19 protein-coding genes are annotated in these 19719 nt (G+C 40.7%); 9 read left to right on the top strand and 10 right to left on the bottom strand.

Features of this window, described 5'->3' with window-relative positions:
• Positions 1-143 precede the first annotated feature (143 nt).
• Together AL038_RS02570 and AL038_RS02565 are read left to right on the top strand one after the other, a co-directional pair.
• The gene (locus AL038_RS02570) at positions 144-593 is read left to right on the top strand and encodes an Hsp20/alpha crystallin family protein (protein ID WP_236839442.1); all 450 of its coding nucleotides are present in this window, start codon (positions 144-146) and stop codon (positions 591-593) included.
• Positions 594-682: 89 nt separating this feature from the next.
• Positions 683-1618 carry a DnaJ C-terminal domain-containing protein gene (locus tag AL038_RS02565; protein WP_062148571.1) on the top strand — a complete coding sequence of 312 codons (936 nt, stop codon included), beginning with the start codon at positions 683-685 and terminating at the stop codon, positions 1616-1618.
• Between the two features lie 80 nt (positions 1619-1698).
• Here AL038_RS02565 and AL038_RS02560 read toward each other — a convergent pair whose 3' ends face one another.
• Positions 1699-2154, bottom strand: a complete 456-nt coding sequence (locus AL038_RS02560) for a hypothetical protein (RefSeq protein ID WP_062148568.1) — start codon at positions 2152-2154, stop codon at positions 1699-1701.
• 255 nt (positions 2155-2409) lie between these two features.
• On the opposite strand from AL038_RS02560, the gene AL038_RS02555 reads away from it, so the two are divergent.
• Together AL038_RS02555 and AL038_RS02550 are read left to right on the top strand one after the other, a co-directional pair.
• Complete coding sequence (locus AL038_RS02555; protein WP_062148566.1) at positions 2410-3024, top strand: hypothetical protein; 615 nt, start codon at positions 2410-2412, stop codon at positions 3022-3024.
• Between the two features lie 360 nt (positions 3025-3384).
• A complete protein-coding gene (locus tag AL038_RS02550; RefSeq protein ID WP_083991399.1) occupies positions 3385-3627 on the top strand; it encodes a bacterioferritin-associated ferredoxin in 243 nt (80 codons plus the stop codon).
• A 42-nt stretch (positions 3628-3669) separates the two neighbouring features.
• Here AL038_RS02550 and AL038_RS02545 read toward each other — a convergent pair whose 3' ends face one another.
• The 3 genes from AL038_RS02545 to AL038_RS02535 form a co-directional block, all read right to left on the bottom strand.
• Positions 3670-4839, bottom strand: coding sequence for a hypothetical protein (locus tag AL038_RS02545; protein WP_062148562.1), 1170 nt, complete (start codon positions 4837-4839; stop codon positions 3670-3672).
• Positions 4840-4841: 2 nt separating this feature from the next.
• Positions 4842-6815 (bottom strand): response regulator, encoded by a 1974-nt coding sequence (locus AL038_RS02540; RefSeq protein ID WP_062148558.1) that lies wholly within the window; start codon positions 6813-6815, stop codon positions 4842-4844.
• Positions 6816-7038: 223 nt separating this feature from the next.
• On the bottom strand, positions 7039-7659 hold the full coding sequence (locus tag AL038_RS02535) for a metallophosphatase domain-containing protein (RefSeq protein ID WP_062148555.1): 621 nt from the start codon (positions 7657-7659) through the stop codon (positions 7039-7041).
• Between the two features lie 168 nt (positions 7660-7827).
• Here AL038_RS02535 and AL038_RS02530 point away from each other — a divergent pair, with 168 nt between their 5' ends.
• The 3 genes from AL038_RS02530 (at position 7828) to AL038_RS02520 (ending at position 12234) form a co-directional block, all read left to right on the top strand.
• A complete protein-coding gene (locus AL038_RS02530; protein WP_062148553.1) occupies positions 7828-8970 on the top strand; it encodes an SGNH/GDSL hydrolase family protein in 1143 nt (380 codons plus the stop codon).
• Between the two features lie 3 nt (positions 8971-8973).
• Positions 8974-9963 (top strand): YhdH/YhfP family quinone oxidoreductase, encoded by a 990-nt coding sequence (locus tag AL038_RS02525; RefSeq protein WP_062148550.1) that lies wholly within the window; start codon positions 8974-8976, stop codon positions 9961-9963.
• Between the two features lie 204 nt (positions 9964-10167).
• Positions 10168-12234: a response regulator gene (locus tag AL038_RS02520; protein WP_062148547.1), complete on the top strand. Its 2067-nt coding sequence runs from the start codon at positions 10168-10170 to the stop codon at positions 12232-12234.
• A 111-nt stretch (positions 12235-12345) separates the two neighbouring features.
• On the opposite strand, the gene hisD is transcribed toward AL038_RS02520, so the two are convergent.
• The 3 genes from hisD to AL038_RS02505 form a co-directional block, all read right to left on the bottom strand.
• Positions 12346-13671, bottom strand: coding sequence for a histidinol dehydrogenase (gene hisD, locus AL038_RS02515; protein ID WP_062148545.1), 1326 nt, complete (start codon positions 13669-13671; stop codon positions 12346-12348).
• Positions 13672-13742: 71 nt separating this feature from the next.
• Positions 13743-15038, bottom strand: coding sequence for a hypothetical protein (locus AL038_RS02510; RefSeq protein WP_062148542.1), 1296 nt, complete (start codon positions 15036-15038; stop codon positions 13743-13745).
• Between the two features lie 33 nt (positions 15039-15071).
• Entirely contained in the window at positions 15072-15869 is a 798-nt protein-coding gene (locus tag AL038_RS02505; RefSeq protein WP_062148538.1) for an SDR family oxidoreductase, read from the bottom strand.
• A 327-nt stretch (positions 15870-16196) separates the two neighbouring features.
• Between AL038_RS02505 and AL038_RS02500 the strand changes: the two genes are divergently transcribed.
• Both AL038_RS02500 and AL038_RS02495 read left to right on the top strand, forming a co-directional pair.
• Positions 16197-16535, top strand: a complete 339-nt coding sequence (locus tag AL038_RS02500) for a c-type cytochrome (RefSeq protein ID WP_145917044.1) — start codon at positions 16197-16199, stop codon at positions 16533-16535.
• 9 nt (positions 16536-16544) lie between these two features.
• A complete protein-coding gene (locus AL038_RS02495) occupies positions 16545-17846 on the top strand; it encodes an NAD(P)/FAD-dependent oxidoreductase (RefSeq protein ID WP_062148532.1) in 1302 nt (433 codons plus the stop codon).
• A gap of 6 nt (positions 17847-17852) precedes the next feature.
• Here the strand turns inward: AL038_RS02495 and AL038_RS02490 are convergent, their stop codons facing one another.
• From AL038_RS02490 to AL038_RS02480, 3 genes are all read right to left on the bottom strand, one after another.
• Positions 17853-18485 carry a class I SAM-dependent methyltransferase gene (locus AL038_RS02490; protein WP_062148529.1) on the bottom strand — a complete coding sequence of 211 codons (633 nt, stop codon included), beginning with the start codon at positions 18483-18485 and terminating at the stop codon, positions 17853-17855.
• 11 nt (positions 18486-18496) lie between these two features.
• The gene (apaG, locus tag AL038_RS02485; protein ID WP_062148526.1) at positions 18497-18880 is read right to left on the bottom strand and encodes a Co2+/Mg2+ efflux protein ApaG; all 384 of its coding nucleotides are present in this window, start codon (positions 18878-18880) and stop codon (positions 18497-18499) included.
• Positions 18881-19043: 163 nt separating this feature from the next.
• A complete protein-coding gene (locus AL038_RS02480; RefSeq protein ID WP_062148523.1) occupies positions 19044-19700 on the bottom strand; it encodes a thiopurine S-methyltransferase in 657 nt (218 codons plus the stop codon).
• Positions 19701-19719: the final 19 nt, after the last annotated feature.

Genomic DNA, 19719 nt, shown 5'->3' with positions numbered 1-19719 from the left:
TTTATTATTACGCCAATATACTGTTAATTATATTAATTTTAGATATTGTGCTTTAGTGCAAATTTTCTCTTGAAATTTTTATAATCACCCTTATCTTTTTAGCAAACAATTCATTAAGTGCTTTTTAACCAAACAGGAGAATCATGATGAAAATTGCACGCTATGAACCTTGGGGTGGTTTAAATCAACTGATGAAAGACCTCGAACAATACTATGGGCGATCTGTTCCTAATAGTGATGAGGATACCACTGTTGCAACAAGTGCATGGGTACCTGCCGTTGATATCAAGGAAGAAGAAAAGGCGTTTGTTATTCACGCAGACATTCCGGGTGTTGACCCACAAAACATCGAAATTACGATGGAAAATGGTGTTTTAACTATTAAGGGTGAGCGTTCCGCAGAAACAACAGATGAACGCAAGTATTACAAGCGGATAGAACGCATACGGGGTACTTTTTATCGGCGATTTGGTTTGCCTGATACGGCAGATGCAGAGAAAATCAGCGCAGTGGGTAAACATGGGGTGTTAGAAATTACCATTCCTAAACGGGAGATTGCCCAACCACGCAAGATTAATGTTAATATCAGTTAAGGCTGTATAAATAACAAAACCCCATGGCGCGTTAAACGTGTTGTGGGGTTTTTGTCATTGGTGCTTGTGATGCTAGAGGTGCATAATTTATGGAATATAAAGATTATTATCAAACATTAGGGGTATCGCGTACTGCCAGTGCAGAAGATATTAAAAAGGCTTATCGTCGTTTGGTACGTAAATATCACCCTGATGTTAGTAAAGAAAAAGATGCTGAACAAAAAATTAAGGAAATTAATGAAGCACATGAAGTATTGCAAGATGCTGACAAACGAGCTGCCTATGACCAGTTAGGTGCGCAATGGAAAGCAGGGCAAGAATTTAATCCACCACCTGATTGGAATTTTACAGGTGGGTTTGGGGGAAATAGTAGTACTGTTGATTTTGGTGATTTTTTTGAAAATATTTTTAATACCCGCAATGCGAAACGCGGCCGTACACAAAGTCATTTTCGTATGCAGGGGGAAGACCAGCACGCGCAATTGTCTATCACCCTAGAAGAAGCTTATCAGGGAACGACACGTTCTGTGCAAATTCAAATACCTGAAATGGATGCACAAGGACATACACAAAATAAAACACGCACTTTAAACGTTAAAGTGCCTGTAGGCATAAGTTCGGGGCAAAAAATTCGTTTAGCAGGACAAGGTTCTGCGGGCATGGGTGGTGGAACAAATGGCGATTTGTATTTAGAAATCAATTTACAACCCCATGCTATTTATCGAGTTGAAGGACATGATATTTATCTTACGTTACCCATCACACCATGGGAAGCGGCTTTAGGGGCAACGGTTGCCGTGCCTACATTGGGGGGGAATGTTGATCTAAAAATCCCGATGGATTCTCAATCAGGGCAAAAATTGCGCTTGCGTGGGAGAGGGTTAGCAGGTAAACCAGCAGGTGACCAATATGTTGTATTACAAATTGTTACACCACGCGCAGAAACGGAGCAAGCACGCCAGTTTTATCAAAAAATGGCAGAAACGTTTCCTTTTGACCCCAGAAAAGACTTATTAGGTGCGTAAATGTAAAATCCAAAGCGCAGGCTTTGGATTTTATTATGTTGTCTTTCAACAAAAAGCTTGTTGAGTTTCAGCAGCCATGGTTAATGTTTGCGTTTGTGGCTGTCGTCCTCTTCGTAATATTCGACTTCAAAATCATCATCGTCATCGTCAAAATCCTCTTCAAGTTCAGGTTCTTCTGCTTCTTGTTCAATCCACGAGGATAATTCATCCATCACATCTATGACGATTTGTTCTATCTCGGGAAATTCGTCTTCATCATCCCAATCAAAACAACCATCAGAAAGTAACCAGAGTAATTGTAATTCGGTGATGGTGAGTGTTTGCACCATTTGGCGGCAAACATCGGTGATTAAGCTACTAAAATGCACCGCATCTTCACGCTGTACTTCTTGAGTAAATGCCTCCCATACATTGTCATAAGCACTGCCAACATCCTGTAACTGTTTGGTTGGAATGGCTTTAAGTACGTCAACGGCTTGTCTGACTAATTCAAGATATTTTTCCTGAATAATTTGTCTGGTTCTGTGTTCAAACATAACTTTCTCCGTTAGGTTGTTAGCCAGTGATGCAATAACGTAGGGGATAGCACAATAAACATATCTTGTCTAACAACTTACACTGTCCTGACTTTGAAAAACGGCAATTATTGCCTATTTACATCTCTATATTCTACGCATATTCCATGCTTTACACACCCATTATAAAGTGAATCTGGAAAACGGGCGCAAAAAATGCTTGACAGATAGTTAAGCGTGTTAGAAAGCCATTTACGTTATAGAGGAGGTTTTATCATGGATACGCTCGTTCTACACCCAACCAGTACTGCACAGTGGCATGCCTTAGTCAATGAGGCAGAATCTATGTGTCATGCACGTCTTGGTGAGGAATTAGAAAGCTATTTAGTTTTTTTATTAATGCGTTATGTGAATGCAGCCGATATCGCAAATAGTGTACTTGCGGTAGAGTATTTGCAAACAGCAGAAATGACTGGGAAATTACGCGCTGACCAACTGCGTGATGTAGGGGATAAATGTTTGCTGTATTCAGGGCTTTTTCCAGGGAGAGCGCAACGGCGACGGGTGAACATTAGCTATTATGTTGATTTAGGTGTTTCCGCCTACGGCGTTTTGGCAGATTCATTAGCTGATATGCGAGCGACACTTTACGAGGCCTTATCTGCACGTTTTGTTGCCTTAATGGATGTTTTACAAGCAACTCGTGAAGTGAATACACATAAACCCTGTTTGCAACCCCTAGATGCAATGGATTTATGGAGTGATACGAACAGCCCTCATGCCCTTGCGACGCTTGCTTTATATAGCAATGGTTTTCCTGTTAAAACAACGCAACCACAACCAGATTCTACACTTTATGCTCGATTTAAAAACAAACCACATACGCACTAATGCTGTATCGCCCACATAGTTTTTACATAATATGTGGGTTTTTTCTTGTCTATCGATTATCTATTTCCCCCATTTTTTCAACATACCCCAGTAGCACACAGCGGTATATAACTTGCACTTCTAAACTAGTCACGCTTTATTCAATAACAGTTATTGTTCAGATAACCAGTTTTAATTTAAATAAACAATAAGTTAAGTTGTATTGTTTTTATTGTGTGTTGTGAGTAATGTTGGATTTGCAACAAAAAACACCCTGTTTCGGGCTTTAATACAAACAAAGTTGACAATGATTCTCATTTAGACCTATACTTGCAAACAGGTAGAATACTCAACTTACATCTTGTAAATAGGTGCTTAATTATGTATGTCTGTTTATGTTATGGTGTTACTGATACTCACATTCGTGAAGCTGTTACAGCGCAGGGTGTTTGCAGTATGCGTCAGCTCCGCCAAACATTGGGCGTAGCAGGACAGTGTGGGCAATGTGGTAAGCACGCGCATTGTATTTTAAAAGAATGTTTACAAGAACTCCCTGATTACAAACATACAGCGCGGGATTTGCCCGTTTTACAACGTGGGTTGATATCAGAAGCTACCTTGTAGTGGAGAAGGGGGAATAATCCCCTTTGAAATGAATTGCCCGTTTTACTGTCTAACCGCCTCTGCTGGAACGAACTTTTGTTCGATTTGCTGAATGCGTTGCGATATGTCTGTTCCTAACATATTGAGTTGTTGCTCAAATACTGTTTGATACGTTGAGACGAGTGCTGTTTTTAGCTCTTCGCGTTGGTTGATAATTGCTTGCCGAATTTCCGCTTCAAATGCTGTTCTGTTGAGTGCTTCATCCAACTGAATAAACGCCTCGTCCACCAACAACCATGTTGCAATACCCGCAACGGCTCCACAAGCCACTGCCACAGGTCCTAACGGGCTACAAATAGCAGCACTGCCAATGGCTGCTGTTCCTGCGCCGCCGCCTTTTACTGCCGCCTTTGCCATCAATTTTGTCAACAATACGCTAGCTGTTTTAAATAAACTCGTTCCCGCCACTTTCGCTACCGTTTTTTTCACAACCAACGCGCCTAAGCCTTTTACAGCAACAACGCCAATGGCTGTTCCTGCTAATCCGCTCACCACTTGTTTACCAATATCAACCGAAGTAATGGCAAGATGTTTGTCTAATACACTGATTAAATTTAGATTATGCTCTGTATCATTAATAATAACGTTGGTGTTTTTCGCTTGTGGTGTCAATTCGTTTTGTGTCAGAAAGTTAGATAACGTTTGTTTTAAGCTCTCGCTGGTTTCTTGTAATTGCTGGGTCAAGTGTTGATCAAATAACTGCTGTTTTGTGTCTAACAAACTGTTTAAATGCGCTGAAGCAAAAATGGTTTCTTGCATTTTGTCCGCAAGATATTCCCCCATATCTCCCGTAACCGCGCTCAAATAACGGGAATATTCACCCGTTAAGGAATAATACCAATCGGTAAATCGTGGAATATTTTGCAATGCGGGTTCAAAGGCGTTGTCGATTTCTTGCTGAATATAAAGTTGTAAAGCGGTATTTTTTTGTTGTCGTTGAGTGTCTATTTCAGACTGTATGACAGGGGATAATTTTCCAATTTTACTAACGGGTAGCGTTTTTCCATTAATGATAGTGGTTAGCAACGGTGGTTTGTCCGCTGTTTTTTGTTCCGCCAATTGTTTACTACCGCGTATGCTCGCAAAAATAGCAAATAACCCGAGTACAATGAGAATACCGAAAAATCCTAGCCAAAAAAAATTTTTCTTTGAGAAAATGGCGGGGTTAGACATTGTTAGCTCACAGGCGGTGGTATGAGTAATATATTTTCTAATCGTTTAATAACTTCCGAATTATCAAGCGGTTTACGTAAAAAATCATCAACCCCCATATTAACCAGTTTATTCAAAATGGTTTCATCTGTCAGGGTACTCATCATGATGAGACTGATATCTTTAGTCACTGGATTTTGCTTTAACCGATTTACATAATCCGTACTATTTAATTCACAGTCGGTTAAATCACAAAAGATAAGATGTGGAACTTCTTGTTCTGCAAGTGTAAATCCCTCTTCTTTATTAGTGCTTTCTAACACCCGAATAGAAAATTGTTGTAGCAAGTTTTTTAACGTAGCCCGTTCATTGTCTATTTGGTCTATGACTAATACAGTTGGTGTAATCAGGGGTAAATTAATAAAAAAAGTAGTTCCCTTACCCAGTTCTGATTCAACCGTTAATCCGCCATTATGTGCCAACATAATATCTTGGCTAAAAGGTAAACCAAAGCCTGTTCCTTTTTCACCTGCAGTGCCTGTGGTTGAAGTTTTTTCTTCGATTTTAAAGAGTTTAGGAAGATTTTCCGCAGGAATACCAATGCCTGTATCTTGCACACCGATAGTTGAAGGACGGTCAGCGGGAACAAAAAATCGTACGATATCGCCCTTTTTACAAAACTTGATGGAGTTAGAAGCCAAGTTTTGCATCACTTCACCTAACAGTGCGATATCTGCAAATAAGCGTACATCGTCAGGCACGTCATTAACCAGTTCTACGCCTTTTTGTTTGGCAAGATAACTTAAATTATTAATGGTTTTTTCAACTTTTTGTCGCGCATTTAAAAACTTGGGTTTTGGCGTTAATTTGCCCGTTTTTAAACGGCTAATATTTAAAACATCTTCAATTAAGTGTATAGCAGATTTACCAATTTCTAATAACCGTCGTACAATATCCTGATGATCTTCATTTAAGGGGGCTTCGTCATCGGTATAAAGATATTCTAAGGCGGAAATAATACCCGCTAGTGGTGAGCGTAAATCATGCGCAACTAACGATACAAATTTATCTTTTAATTCATTTGCTTGTTCGGCTTGCTCTTTGGCTTTACGGAGTTGGGCATTTGCACCTGTTAATTCAACGGTGCGTTTTTCAACCAATTCTTCTAAGTGGTTACGGTATTGAGCTAATTCATTTTCTACTGATTTTCGTTCAGTAATATCTTGCGTTGTCCCATTCATTAAAATAGCAATCCCCTGTTCATTAAACATGATTTCACCTTGTTCATGAACAATACGGACTTTCCCATCAGGCATTAAAATTCGGTGGTCAAAACTCAGGGTATTTCCCGTTTTAACTGCGGCATCTATCTGGCTAGAAAACAAGGCGTGGTCTTCAGGATACACCTGTTTTAATAAGGATTCTATGCTGGGTTTAACGGTCGTTGCATTTTCTGTATGGGTGCTAAGTCCTAAGATGCGATAGATTTCATCTGACCAAAGCATTGTATTTTCAGCAAGATTCCATTCCCAATTACCTAAATGTGCAATGGCTTGCGCATGTGCCAAACTGGCTTGGCTTTTACCCACATTTGCCATTGCTTGGCTTGCCCGTAAGGCATAGCGCACACGATGCCCCAATAGCGGATAGGTGATGGGTTTGGTAATAAAATCGGTTGCCCCTGCCTCGTATGCTTGGTTGATAGATTCCATATCGTCTAAACCTGTGACCATGAGGATAGGAATGTGTTCCCCGCCTGGTATTTTGCGAATTTCTGCACAAGTTCTGTAACCATCCATACCGGGCATCATGACATCAAGCAGGATAATATCAGGCTTTTTTTCTCTAAAAATTTGGAGTGCTGGCAGTCCATCACCTGCTTCTTCAACGTGGAAACCCGCTTTTTTAAGCGTATGTCGCATTAAGAGTCGCATTGTTGCGTCATCGTCAACAATTAATACTAACGGGGTATTTTCTTCAGAAGCAGTAATTATCATGAGTTTATTTCTTTAGCGGTCAAGAAAATGTCATTATATAACAATCGGACATTTGGAATAGGCGATAAATAACCGATAGGCAAAACAGGTTAATTGTGATAATCATGCTGGTATTAACCTGAGTTCAGCGTATTTTTTAAATAATTATCTTATTGTATTTATACAGAAATACTTTTATTTTTCAATGAAGGCGGTTTAATTTACCATAACTAAATTATCGATTTTAGATTTCTATCACAATGGGTAAATTACGGGGGGAATAACGGAGGTTACAACTCGCCGCATTAACATAAGCTGTTTGTTTATCTTGATAATAGCCATAACATTCATGAATATGTCCGAAAACATGTAATTGAAGTTGTAACTGGCGCACTACGGTGCGTAATGCTTCGCAGCCAACATGTTCCCCTGTTGCAACCATATCACCAATTCCATAAGGGGGGGTATGTGTTACAAGAATATTTGTATCCGTTGGAATTAGCTGCCATTTTTCTGCAAGTGCTTGTCCACGACTGAGATTAAATGCCATGTTTAAAAAACGGGGTTGCCATGCTGACCCATAGATTTTTAACCCTTCAATTTCTATGCTTTCATCATGTAGGTAAATACCGTGTTTTATAAGTGCAACCGCTTCTTGAGGGCGTTGGTAAAATGCCCAATCATGATTACCCGCAGTAAATATTTTATAACGATGTGGCAATGTGCTTAAAAAAGCGTCAAATTCACGAATTTCTGCAAACGTACCATGCTCTGAAATATCACCTGCATGAATTAATATATCTCCCTCGGGGAGTTTAATATCATGGTGAAAGCCGTGAGTATCACTAATCAGTACAATTTTCATAAGTTAGGAATAAGGGTTATTTTTTGGTGGCTTGCACGCCTATTTTATGGACAAAATTAGTATGAACGTGCATTTTACCTTCTCTATACTTTAAAACTGAAAAGGTTTAATTCAGTCCTTTTTATGACATAGATTAGGACTGCCAATTTTTAATTATTGAGGATAATTATGCGATATTTTACAAGTTTCTTACTGATTGTTCTTGCGTTACAAACAACCATTAGTCTTGCACAGCCGTATAAAGCAATTTATGTCTTTGGCGATAGTTTGTCAGATACAGGACGGATTTACCAACTAACGGGTGGAAAAATACCTACTTCCCCGCCATACAGTGCAGGACGTTTTTCTAATGGGCAAGTATGGGTTGAATACTTAGCAGAAAAACTGCAATTATCATACAACGCAAGTACTAACTTTGCATGGGGTGGCGCGGAAACAGGCAGTTCAGCCCTGCCACAAGGCTTGCAATTACAAGTGAGTAATTATCTACGCACCTCGCCACAAGCAGATACAACGGGGCTTTATTTTGTTTGGGCGGGCAGTAATGATTTTTTTTCTGTCGGTAGCAACGCTACAGATGATGATATTCAACAGATTGCAACTAATATGCGTACTGCGGTTGAAAAATTACATAATGCAGGCGCACGTTATATTGTTGTTATTAATGTACCCGATTTAGGGCTAACGCCTGCAGGTCAGGCAGAAAATACAACGGGAAAATTTACCGATATTATTGTTCGTTACAATGCAGAACTTTACGCACAACTTGAAGCATTAGGTTATCCTATTGCTTATGTAGATATTTTTACCACATTACGTAATTTAATCACAACGCCTGACAATGCAGGGTTAAGTAATCTCACTACTGAATGCTTACAAGAAGATACGCTACAAGTATGTGATGCACCTGATACTTATCTGTTTTGGGACAGAAAACATCCGACAACAATTGTACATAATATTATTGCAGAACAAGTTGTTAAAAGCATTCAACAATCTAGTTATGCACTAGACACGGGGGTGTTGCATCTTCCCCTTGTTTCTATTAGCAATGATAATGGGGAAATCAGTCGCTTTAACGTTGATTTACAAGCACTCAGCGACCGCCAAGCCTTAACCTTTGCAGTAACACAACTAACACCCATAATCAACAACACAACATTAGCAAGTACATCAACCTATTCAGCGACAACAGGAACAGTCACCATTCCCGCAGTTTACGTCAATGACGCGCTGTGCAATGCTGTTTTAACTGCCGTACCAGACCCGACATTAATCACGTTTACAGTAACAACAGTGAGTTGTGAATAAACCATGCAACCATTTAAAGCCTTTAGAATTTTTAATGAAAATAACGTTATTTCTGCCCGCTTTACCACGTTAGACATAGACGATACCAGTGCAGGCGAGGTTATCATCAAAAGTGCCTACTCTGATATTAATTACAAAGATGCACTTGCTGCCACGGGAAAAGGAAAAATTTTAAAATCTTTTCCTTTAAACGGTGGCATTGATGTTGCGGGCACTGTGGTACAAAGTACCAACACAGCCTTACAGGTTGGCGATGCCGTTCTTGTGACAGGTTGCGGTTTAGGGGAAAATCGAGACGGCGGATATGCTGAATATGTACGTGTCCCTGCGGAATTTGTTGTGCCATTACCTGTTGGGCTGAGTTTACGCACAGCGATGGCGATTGGTACGGCAGGTTTTACAGCAGCACTGGCGATTCAACGTATGCAAGACAACGGGCAAACACCTGATAAAGGGACAATTTTGGTTACAGGCGCAACAGGCGGGGTAGGGAGTTTAGCCATTAGCATGTTGGCAAAATTAGGTTATCACGTCACCGCCTTAACCAGTAAAACGGAACAAGCCGACTATTTACACCAACTAGGCGCGTCAGAAATCCTGTTTAGCCAACAAGTGGACTATGGTACTCGTCCACTAGAAAAAGGCTTATGGGCAGGTGCAATTGACAACCTAGGTGGGCAAACACTCACATGGCTAACCCGTACATTAAAACCGCGCGGCAATATTGCGCTGATTGGGCTTGCTAGCAGTATTGATGTCAATACGACCGTTATGCCGTTTATTCTTCGTGGAATTAATTTATTAGGCATCAATTGTGATGAAATCCCACGCGCACTACGCCTACAACTATGGCAACGATTAGCAACAGACTTACATCCTCAACAGCTAGATAAAATTATCACACATGAAGTTGATTTTACACAACTTCAAACCGTTTTTAATGAATATATTGAAAATCGTATGACAGGCAGAACACTGATAAAAATATATTAAACTCAGTGAGCTATTTTTTAAACGATTCTTTTATTTCCTCGTAACGGAGGGAGAAGGAAGATTTTAAGGGTTTTAAATCCCTTCTCTGTTTAAGCTAACAACAAAATAACAGGCGTTATTTGAAATTGTTAATCCTAATTCAGACCGTCTCATATTAGCACTACTCATTCAATGTTATTTTGCATTTTAATCAAGGATTTATTTATGAATAGCAATAAACCAATTGTTTTAGTGGTGGATGATACGCTAACTAACCTTGCTTTTTTAAACCAAGTTTTACAACAGAATGGTTTTACTGTCTTATTAGCAAAAACAGGTAAATCTGCGTTAACCATTGCCCAAGAAACACCGCCCGATTTAATTTTATTAGATGTCACCATGCCCGAATGGGACGGTTATGAAACCTGTCGTCGTTTAAAAGCTGACGCACGTTTAACAACTATTCCCGTTCTATTTCTCTCCGCGTTGACCCAAGCAGAAAATCGTCTGCAAGCCTTTGAAGTGGGCGGCGTTGATTATGTTAATAAACCTTTTCAAGAACAAGAATTACTGGCGCGTGTCCGCACACATGTTGCGCTACATCGGCTACAAGAAAAATTAGAACAAGAGATTGCTTGTCGTGATACACAATTACTTATTTATGCTAATGATTTAGAAAAAAAAGTCGCGGAACGCACCGATGAATTAAATAAAGCTAAAGAACAGGCAGAAGCGGCAAATTTATCGAAAAGCCAATTTCTTGCCAATATGAGCCATGAATTGCGGACACCCATGAATGCGATTATCGGCTATAGCGAAATTTTACTAGAAGATGCTTTAGACGAAGGATTAGAAAATTTCGCGCCTGATTTACAAAAAATTCGCTCTTCTGCCAAGCACCTACTAGGATTAATCAATGATATTTTAGATTTATCCAAAATTGAATCAGGCAAAATGGAACTTTCTTTAGAACGGTTTACAATTGAAACCTTAGTTAAGGAAGTAGTTGATACTATTAAGCCTTTATTAGAGCAAAATCATAATCGTCTGGAATTAAAAATTGCGGATAAGGTAGATAATATTTATGCCGATATTGTTAAAACACGCCAGATTTTATTTAATTTACTCAGTAATGCAACAAAATTTACTGAAAATGGCGTTATCTCCCTCAAAGTAGAGCGACAAACGGCACAGCCTAGTGATTGGCTTATGTTACAAGTTAGCGATAACGGCATAGGCATGACAGCAGAACAACAACGCAAGTTATTTAAACCCTTTAGCCAAGCGGATGCATCCACCACCCGTCGTTATGGTGGCACAGGGCTTGGGTTAGCAATTACCAAAGAATTTATTGAAATGATGGGCGGTGGCATTCATGTTGAAAGCACCTTTGGTCAGGGCAGTGTTTTTACTACTCATCTCCCTGTAGAAGTACAACTAGATGTACCTTCTATGCCAAAAAAGAATTTAGAAGCAGTTCAACAGCTATTAGCCAATAGTGGCATTATCTTGGTCATTGATGATGATTTATTGGTAAGAGAACTATTACAAAGCTATTTAACCCGCTTAAATTACAGTGTTGCAACGGCTGAAGATGGTGATGAAGGGCTAAAATTAGCCAGAAAATTACGCCCAGATGCAATTTTACTGGATGTGAAAATGCCCGAGCTGGATGGTTGGAATGTACTGTCTGCCCTTAAAAATGACCCCTTATTAGCTGAAATCCCTGTTTTTATGATTTCTATGGAAGATGAACAACCGAAAGGCATTGCATTAGGGGCGACGGACTACTTAATGAAGCCTGTGGGTCGTCAACAACTTTCATCTATTTTACAAAAATATCATATTGGTGCAGGAACGCATTCTGTAATGATTGTAGAAGATGAAATTACCACCCGTGAACGCATGGCAGAAATGTTAAAACAAGAAGGCTGGCGGGTATATAAGGCGGAAAACGGACGGGTTGCATTAGAGCAATTGGCATACAAAAAACCAAATTTAATTTTGTTAGATTTATTAATGCCTGAGATGGATGGATTTGAATTTATTTCTTATTTTCGGGAAAAAATTGAATGGCGTGATATTCCTGTGGTTGTCTTAACCGCAACAAAGTTAAGTGCTGAAGACCAAGCTAATTTAAATGGCTATGTAGAAACGATTATTAAAAAAGAAAGCTATGGCGGTGATGTGTTACTAGACCAAATTCATACCTTATTGAGTAACACCAAATCGCCGCATAAAACCGTCTCTTTTGGTGATAAATTAACCGAAAGACCTTATTTAGTTAGATAAAAAACCAGCTAAATCAGGATTATCAGAATAATTAGACCTGAATAAAAGTAGTACAGATACCACTGCGTTAAGCGGTGGTATCCATGATTCATCTTTACTGTCGCAAAAAAGCTATTTATCCATTCCTTCTAACATACCTTGCAACACTCGATATTCTGCTGAACGAGCATGTGCCGTTAAGCCCTCACCCTGTGCAAGTGTTGTGGCGATTTGCCCTAATTTGTGCGCGCCTTCTTCTGAACAGAAAATAATAGAAGACCGCTTTTGAAAATCATAAACCCCTAAAGGGGAAGAAAAACGCGCCGTGCGCGATGTGGGTAAAACATGATTAGGTCCTGCACAATAATCGCCTAATGCCTCTGCGGTATAGCGACCCATGAAAATCGCGCCTGCATGACGGATTTTTTTCACTAATTCTTGCGGTTCTGCAACAGACAGTTCTAAATGCTCAGGGGCTACAAAATTAGCGACTTCAGCAGCTTCAGCCAAATCTTTGACTTGAATCAATGCGCCGCGATTTTGGATAGACGTGCGAATAATATCGGCGCGTGGCATTTGCGCGAGTAAATTATTCATGCTGTCTTGTACCGCATCTAAAAAAGCGGCATCAGGACTCAGTAAGATAGATTGTGCTTGCTCATCGTGTTCGGCTTGAGAAAATAAATCCATCGCAATCCAATCAGGGTCAGTTTGTCCATCACAAATAATAAGAATTTCTGAAGGGCCTGCAATCATATCAATGCCAACTGTACCAAATACCATGCTTTTTGCCGTTGCAACGTAAATGTTACCAGGGCCTACGATTTTATCTACTTTGGGTATTGTCATTGTGCCATAAGCTAAGGCGGCGACTGCTTGCGCCCCACCAATGCTATATACCCTATCAACCCCTGCAATCGCGGCTGCCGCTAATACCATATTATTCATAATATTATCTGGCGTTGGCACAACCATAATAATTTCTTTTACCCCTGCGACTTTAGCAGGTAGTGCATTCATTAATACAGATGAGGGATAAGCCGCTTTCCCCCCCGGTACATAAATCCCAACCCGTTCTAAAGGCGTGATTTGTTGCCCTAAAACAGTGCCATCGGGTTCGGTATAGTGCCATGAATCTTGGAGTTGACGTTGATGATAAGCACGAATCCGCTCGGCTGCTTTTTCTAGGGCTTTACGCTGGTTTTTTTCTAAGGTTGTGAGGGATTGTTGTAAGCGTATATCGGGTACGCGCAAATCTTCAATATGTTGTATCGCGCGTCGGTCAAACCGATTTGTATATTCAACAAGGGCAACATCTCCACGCAGACGAACATCGTGAATAATATCGCGCACTGTTTGGATAACCACTCCATCAGACACAGTTTCCCACGCTAATAAAGTATTCAGTTGTGACCAAAAAGTGTTATCGGTGGTATTTAAACGGCTAATTGATAGCATAATAGTCCAATTTATAGTTAGTTGTTAATGTTTAGCTGTTTAATAACAACAAAATAGCTGCTATTTATCGACTATGCAGACAGTCCATTTAAACGCCCCCATGCAATCGCATAATCATTAATGTCTTTTACCCATGATTTTAAAGGGGCTTCAGACCAATCTAAGGGGTGCATCGGAACTGTCCCAGTACGTCCTTCAGGATCATCTAGTTCACAGTGGGGGATGTGCATCGGTGCGGCACACCATGCGCGTAAAGGATTACGTACCACAGGATTACCCGCTACTTTTCCCATTCCTGTTGCTTCTACCGTATTGAGATAGCGTGATTTACCGTGGCGAATTTCATTATTAGTTGTTGTCGTTGGGTCTAAAATAAAGGCATCCACCCCGCTTGGGCCGGGAGTTACTATCATGTAGTCGGGATGGGTTTCTGCTGAGGTGCGACAGATAAACCCGCTACGGTGTGGCATTCGTTTTGTAAATCGCGGTTCAACCCACAAGCTAATGCTAACATCTGCTTTTGTCAGGCGAATTTCACCCCCCAAAAATAAAGCACCAATCGGGTCGTCATAACATCGCCAGCCCAATGTTTCAAACGTTTGTAATAGCTTTACCCCACACCAACGTTGATAAAGATAGGGGGTATCCGCAACCTCTACCATTCCATTGAGTAAATTATATAAAAATCCAGGTAAAAACTCGGAAGGATGTAACAGTTGTTGTGCATAACGGCGTAAGTACAACCATGATGCGGAACGCGGATAGGGAGATGGCAAATTTGGCGATGGCATAAAACGAATTTGCACTGTCCGTAAGAGTAATGTCCGCGCACTATTGAGTTTTACTTCTGCGTCAGTCAAGCGAGAGCGCATATTTAATAAGGTAGCGCGGTCGTTTTGTGCGTAGGCGGAATCCCCTTTTTGTGTTAGCAATGAGTTTTCAATATATTTAGTCGTGCGCGTTTCTAAATTTTTTAAAGCAGATTGTTGTAACTCTAATAAATATAATAACCAACGTAATGGACGCATATCCATTTCGGCAATAGATAAGGTTGTTAGCCACCGTGATGGCAATAAACGTTTTTGTGTATCTTGTTGATAGTCACTCGCACGAGGGGAAAACGTCCCATATTTCGGCACAGGGGTATAATGAACAGTTACTTTGCGGGTTGTATCTGTTGTTTGCAACTCACTGACCAGCTTTGGCACTAAACCTGTTAGGAAATCAATAGATTTTAGCAACGCCGCCGTACTAGCAACCGTCCCCAACCCTGCTGAAATTTGTTGTCCTGTGTGTAATCCGGGATCAAGCAACTCCACAGAGAACTCTTTTAAATCATCAACTAATTGTTGAATAAAATGATTCATAATGCCCGTCTAAGAAAATAAATCAGCCGACAGCTAACGTAAACCCGCAATAGCACCACCATCTACTGCAATGGCACTTCCTGTAATATAAGAAGCACAATCAGAACAGAGAAAACCCACTAAGTTGGCTAACTCACGTGGCTGACCGTAACGCCCTGCGGGAATCGCTTCAAAATCGCGTCCCATTTCCTCATTTAAATGCCGATGGTGTTGTTCCGCACGCAGGCGGACTAAGTCCATGATTCTATCTGTATTAATTCTACCGGGCATCACACAATTCACGGTAATATTATCTTTTGCAACTTCAGTGGCTAAACTTTTGGAGTACGCATGAAGCCCGCTGCGAGCAACATTAGACAAGGCTAGATTAGGTAAGGGTTGTACAGCGGCAGAAGACGTAATATAAACAATGCGCCCCCATTTACGGTTTTGCATATTTGGCAATACCAATGCCGATAAACGAATCATGGCTAGTAAATTATTTTCTATCGCTTTTGCGTAGTCGTTGCTATCAAACTCCGTTGCTGTACCGGGAATAGGTCCACCCGAACTGCAAACTAAAATATCTATTTTGCCTAATTTTTCCTGCACATTGGTTAGCAAAATATCCAATTGTTGCGGGCTAGTATAATCAGCAACCATGCCATAAACCTGTTGGTCAGTTGTTGCTTGTGCGGTTAACGTGCTCACGGCTTTATCAACTTTTTCTTGTGTCCGTGAACAAATGGCAACTTTTACACCTTCTTGCAACAAAACTTGAGCCGTTGAAAACCCTAATCCTGTAGAAGAACCAACAACCAGCGCGACTTTATGGCGAATACCAAAATCCATAGCCTCTACTCCTTTGCGTTTTTAAAGTAATGGTGGGGGAGTCTGCATAATTGAAAACAGCATAGCAAGCCATACGCCACAACTCCAGTATAGAAAGTTGCACAAACCTGTTCGTTAGTCGTCAGCATAGGGTGCATTAACATTGCGTAATAGGCTGTTTTTATTCTATAGCTTGACAAAATAAAGACGCATTACCGTATAAAAAAATGCGCTTAATACATCCTGCATTCTCCGCAGTCAATCCCCTCGGTTTTAATCTCCTTCTAATTTATTCTGAATACCAAAATAACCAAATATTCTTGGTAAACACGGCGTTATTTTTATCTAATGAATACTTCAATTATTTGTTTAGGGAGTGTTCTGCAAATGTCTATCGGCAAACAGATGATATTCAGCATGGGTTTATTTTTATTTACCCCTGCATTACTGGCTGTACCCAGTTCTTTAGAAATTCAGGCAAATACTTGTAATGTTTGTCATGGTGAAGAGGGGCTGAGTCAGGGGAGCGTACCAAGTTTAAAGGCTAAACCGATTGCTTATTTAGAGCAGGTTTTACTGGCATTTAAAGCCGATAAACAAGTGGGGACGATTATGAATCGAGTGGCTAAGGGCTTTACTGATGAAGAACTAACCGCCATTGCACATTATTATGCTGAATTAAAATAAGGAACTATCATGAAACCATTGAACAGAAGAGCTTTTTTATCCTTAGCGGGTGGCATAAGTGGTTTAGCTATCGCGGGTTGTGCCAACGCGGATAATAAAGTCGCTCAGGCGAGCGGTAAAAAGGTGGTTGTGGTTGGGGGTGGTTTTGCAGGGGCAACGGTTGCTAAGTATTTACGGAAGTTTGATGCAAGTGTGCAAGTTACACTGATTGATGAAAATCCACAATATATCACTTGTCCTGCAAGTAATTGGGTGATTGGTGGGTTTCGTGAGTTATCTACGCTTACATGGGATAGAGGTGCGTTACACAGTCGTCATGGTGTGACATTGGTACAAGACCTTGTGACGACGATAGACCCCGACGCAAAAAGCGTGACGACGAAAAAAGGGGATAAGTTTGTTTATGACCGTTTAATTGTCGCACCCGGTATTGCGATTAAATGGAATGGGTTAGAAGGGTATGATGAGGCAGCGGCTGAGTTGCTTCCTCATGCGTGGAAAGCAGGTGCGCAAACAACTTTATTGCGTAAGCAGTTAGAAGCGTTACCTGATGGGGGCAAGGTTTTTATGGTATGTCCTGCAAACCCATTTCGTTGCCCTCCCGGTCCTTATGAGCGCGCAAGTTTAATTGCACATTATTTAAAAACGAATAAGCCTAAGTCTAAATTGGTTTTATTTGATGCTAAGGATAATTTTTCTAAACAGGGGTTATTTGAAAAAGCATGGGCGAATTTGTATGGTTATGGTACTGCACAGAGTTTAATTGAATGGGTTCCTGCATCTAAGGATGGCAAAATTGTGCAGGTGGATGTGAAAAATAAGACGCTCATCAGTGAGTTTGGAGAAAAGCATAAGGGGGATGTTATTAATGTAATTCCCCCTCAGCAAGCGGGAATAATTGCTCAAACGGCTGGGTTGAGTAATGAAACGGGTTGGTGTGCTGTTGATGCGCAGACGTGGGAATCAAAGAAATATCCGTTTATTCATTTGATTGGTGATGCAAGTATCGCGGGTGCAATGCCAAAATCGGGTTCGTCTGCAAATTCTCAGGCGAAGTTTTGTGCGGCGGCGGTTATTGCGTTGTTAAATGAGGTTGCTCCGCCTAAACCTACGTGGTTAAACGTGTGTTATAGCCTTGTAAATCCTGAGTATGCTATTTCTGTGACCTCAGTTTATGCGTTAGATGCAGAACAGAAAGTTGCAGAAATTAAGGCTTCTGCTGGCGTGAGTAAACCTGAGTCAAACAAGCAGTTAGAAGCCTTATATACGGAAAATTGGTATCAGAATATTGTTAAAGATTCTTTTCTGTAGTTTGTTTTATTCGTTGGTTGAAATATCGTTATGAACAACTGTTTTTTCTAGGACTATATAGCGAAACCATCCATTTAATAGGGCGGGTTTGTCGCTAAGTAATGTTACTTCTACGGGACGTTGTAAGGATTCGAAAACAACATCGGTACGGGTTGCTATTTTGCTGATGAGGGGATTGATAAGACGGCGAATGGGGGCGTGTTGTCCTGCGCGTAAAAATTTATCAAGGATGATTATTTTGCCCCCTGCTTTGACGACACGCATTGCTTCGTTTAAAGCGCGTTGTGGTTCAGGTACAACGGACAGAATAAGGTGCATGATAATTTGGTCATAACAGGCGTTTGGATAGGGCAGTTGCATAACATCGCCTTGATGTAATTTCGTAGAAAGGCGAGGTGTTAGACGTTGGTGAGCGCGTTTTAACATGGCAGGGGTTAAATCGATACCAACATAATTTGCGCCAAGGGGTAAATGAGGAAAATCTAAGCCACTGCCCACACCACATAATAAAATTGTTTGGGCGGTTACGTCATTCAATTGCGTTAGGCTTTGATGACGTGTCGCCCGCGTTGGAGAGTCCACAATTGCATCGTAAATCGGTGCAAGTAAAGTGTAGCTGTATTTTAGCGTGTGACTCATGGGTATAAGGCTTAGTGTAAGGTGCGAGGTTGTGCCAAACTGAAGGGGTTAATGGGTGCGTCAAACTGTTCGCCACTATCTGCAACCATTTGGTAGCTCCCTTCCATACTACCAACAGGGGTTTCTATCATCGCAGCACTGGTGTAACGAAACCCTTCTCCCGGGCGTAAATAGGGTTGTTCGCCGACAACGCCTTCTCCGCGAACGTCTTGCACTTTACCGTTTGCATCGGTAATAACCCAGTGACGGGTTACTAAACGGGCAGGAACTTTGCCCATATTGCGAATGGTGACGGTGTAAGCAAATACGTAACGGGCAATTTCTGGGTCAGATTGTTCATCAATATAGTGTGTTTCTACATCAATTATGATGTTATGTAATTGCGATGTAAGCATAATATTGTAACTCCCTATGGTGTTTGATAATAATATAGCAGGGGATTTAAGCGATTATCATGTAAGCACTATTGTATTTATGTTGCTTATTTTGGGTTTTTGGTCGTAACAGGAATCTTGGTTTAAACAAGGTTTGTGTTTATTGCTGTTTTATGAGTACTGCCTATTTTTTACGCAATAGATACACGCTTTCTTGCATTTGCGTCACACCCAATTTTTGAAAGCGGGGGTTTTCGTTGAGGATATCGGTGTGGGCAACTTGTTCAATGGTAAAATGTTGTTGATAAAGTTGTGTGACTTCATCGGCATGAACTGCAAAAGGAGGGCCTTGCATTTCTGCTTGGGAATATTCAAACGTGACTAAAAGTATTTGGGTGTTTGTTGGGAACAATGTTGCAAGTTGTTGTGCATAGTCATTACGCATTTCTGGTGGCAGGGCGACGAGAGAAGCGCGGTCATAAATAGCGGTGCATGTTTGTAGTTCTGTGGGGGTGAGGTGAAAAAAATCACCACATAAAATTTCTATTTCATCCATTGCCCAACGATTAAAGGTTTTATAGGTTGTTACCGTGGGGGTGAGATTGTTTTCTGTAAAGAAATCGCGCACGGCAACTTTACTTAATTCTATTCCTAATACTCGATAACCTTGTTCTAATAACCAGAGCATATCCAAACTTTTACCGCATAAGGGTACAAAAACAGATGCCCCTTTAGGCAGATTTAAGGCTTGCCAGTAGGTTTGTAGATGGGTATTAATCTCGGTTTGATGAAAACCAATTTGATTTCTTTCCCAACGTTTGTGCCAAAATTCAGCGTTCATATTTGTTTCCTGTTCGGGT

This window comes from Beggiatoa leptomitoformis, assembly GCF_001305575.3.
Classification (GTDB): domain Bacteria; phylum Pseudomonadota; class Gammaproteobacteria; order Beggiatoales; family Beggiatoaceae; genus Beggiatoa; species Beggiatoa leptomitoformis.
Note: the sequence above shows the minus strand (reverse complement) of the source record. Positions and strands in the feature narration are given on the sequence as shown.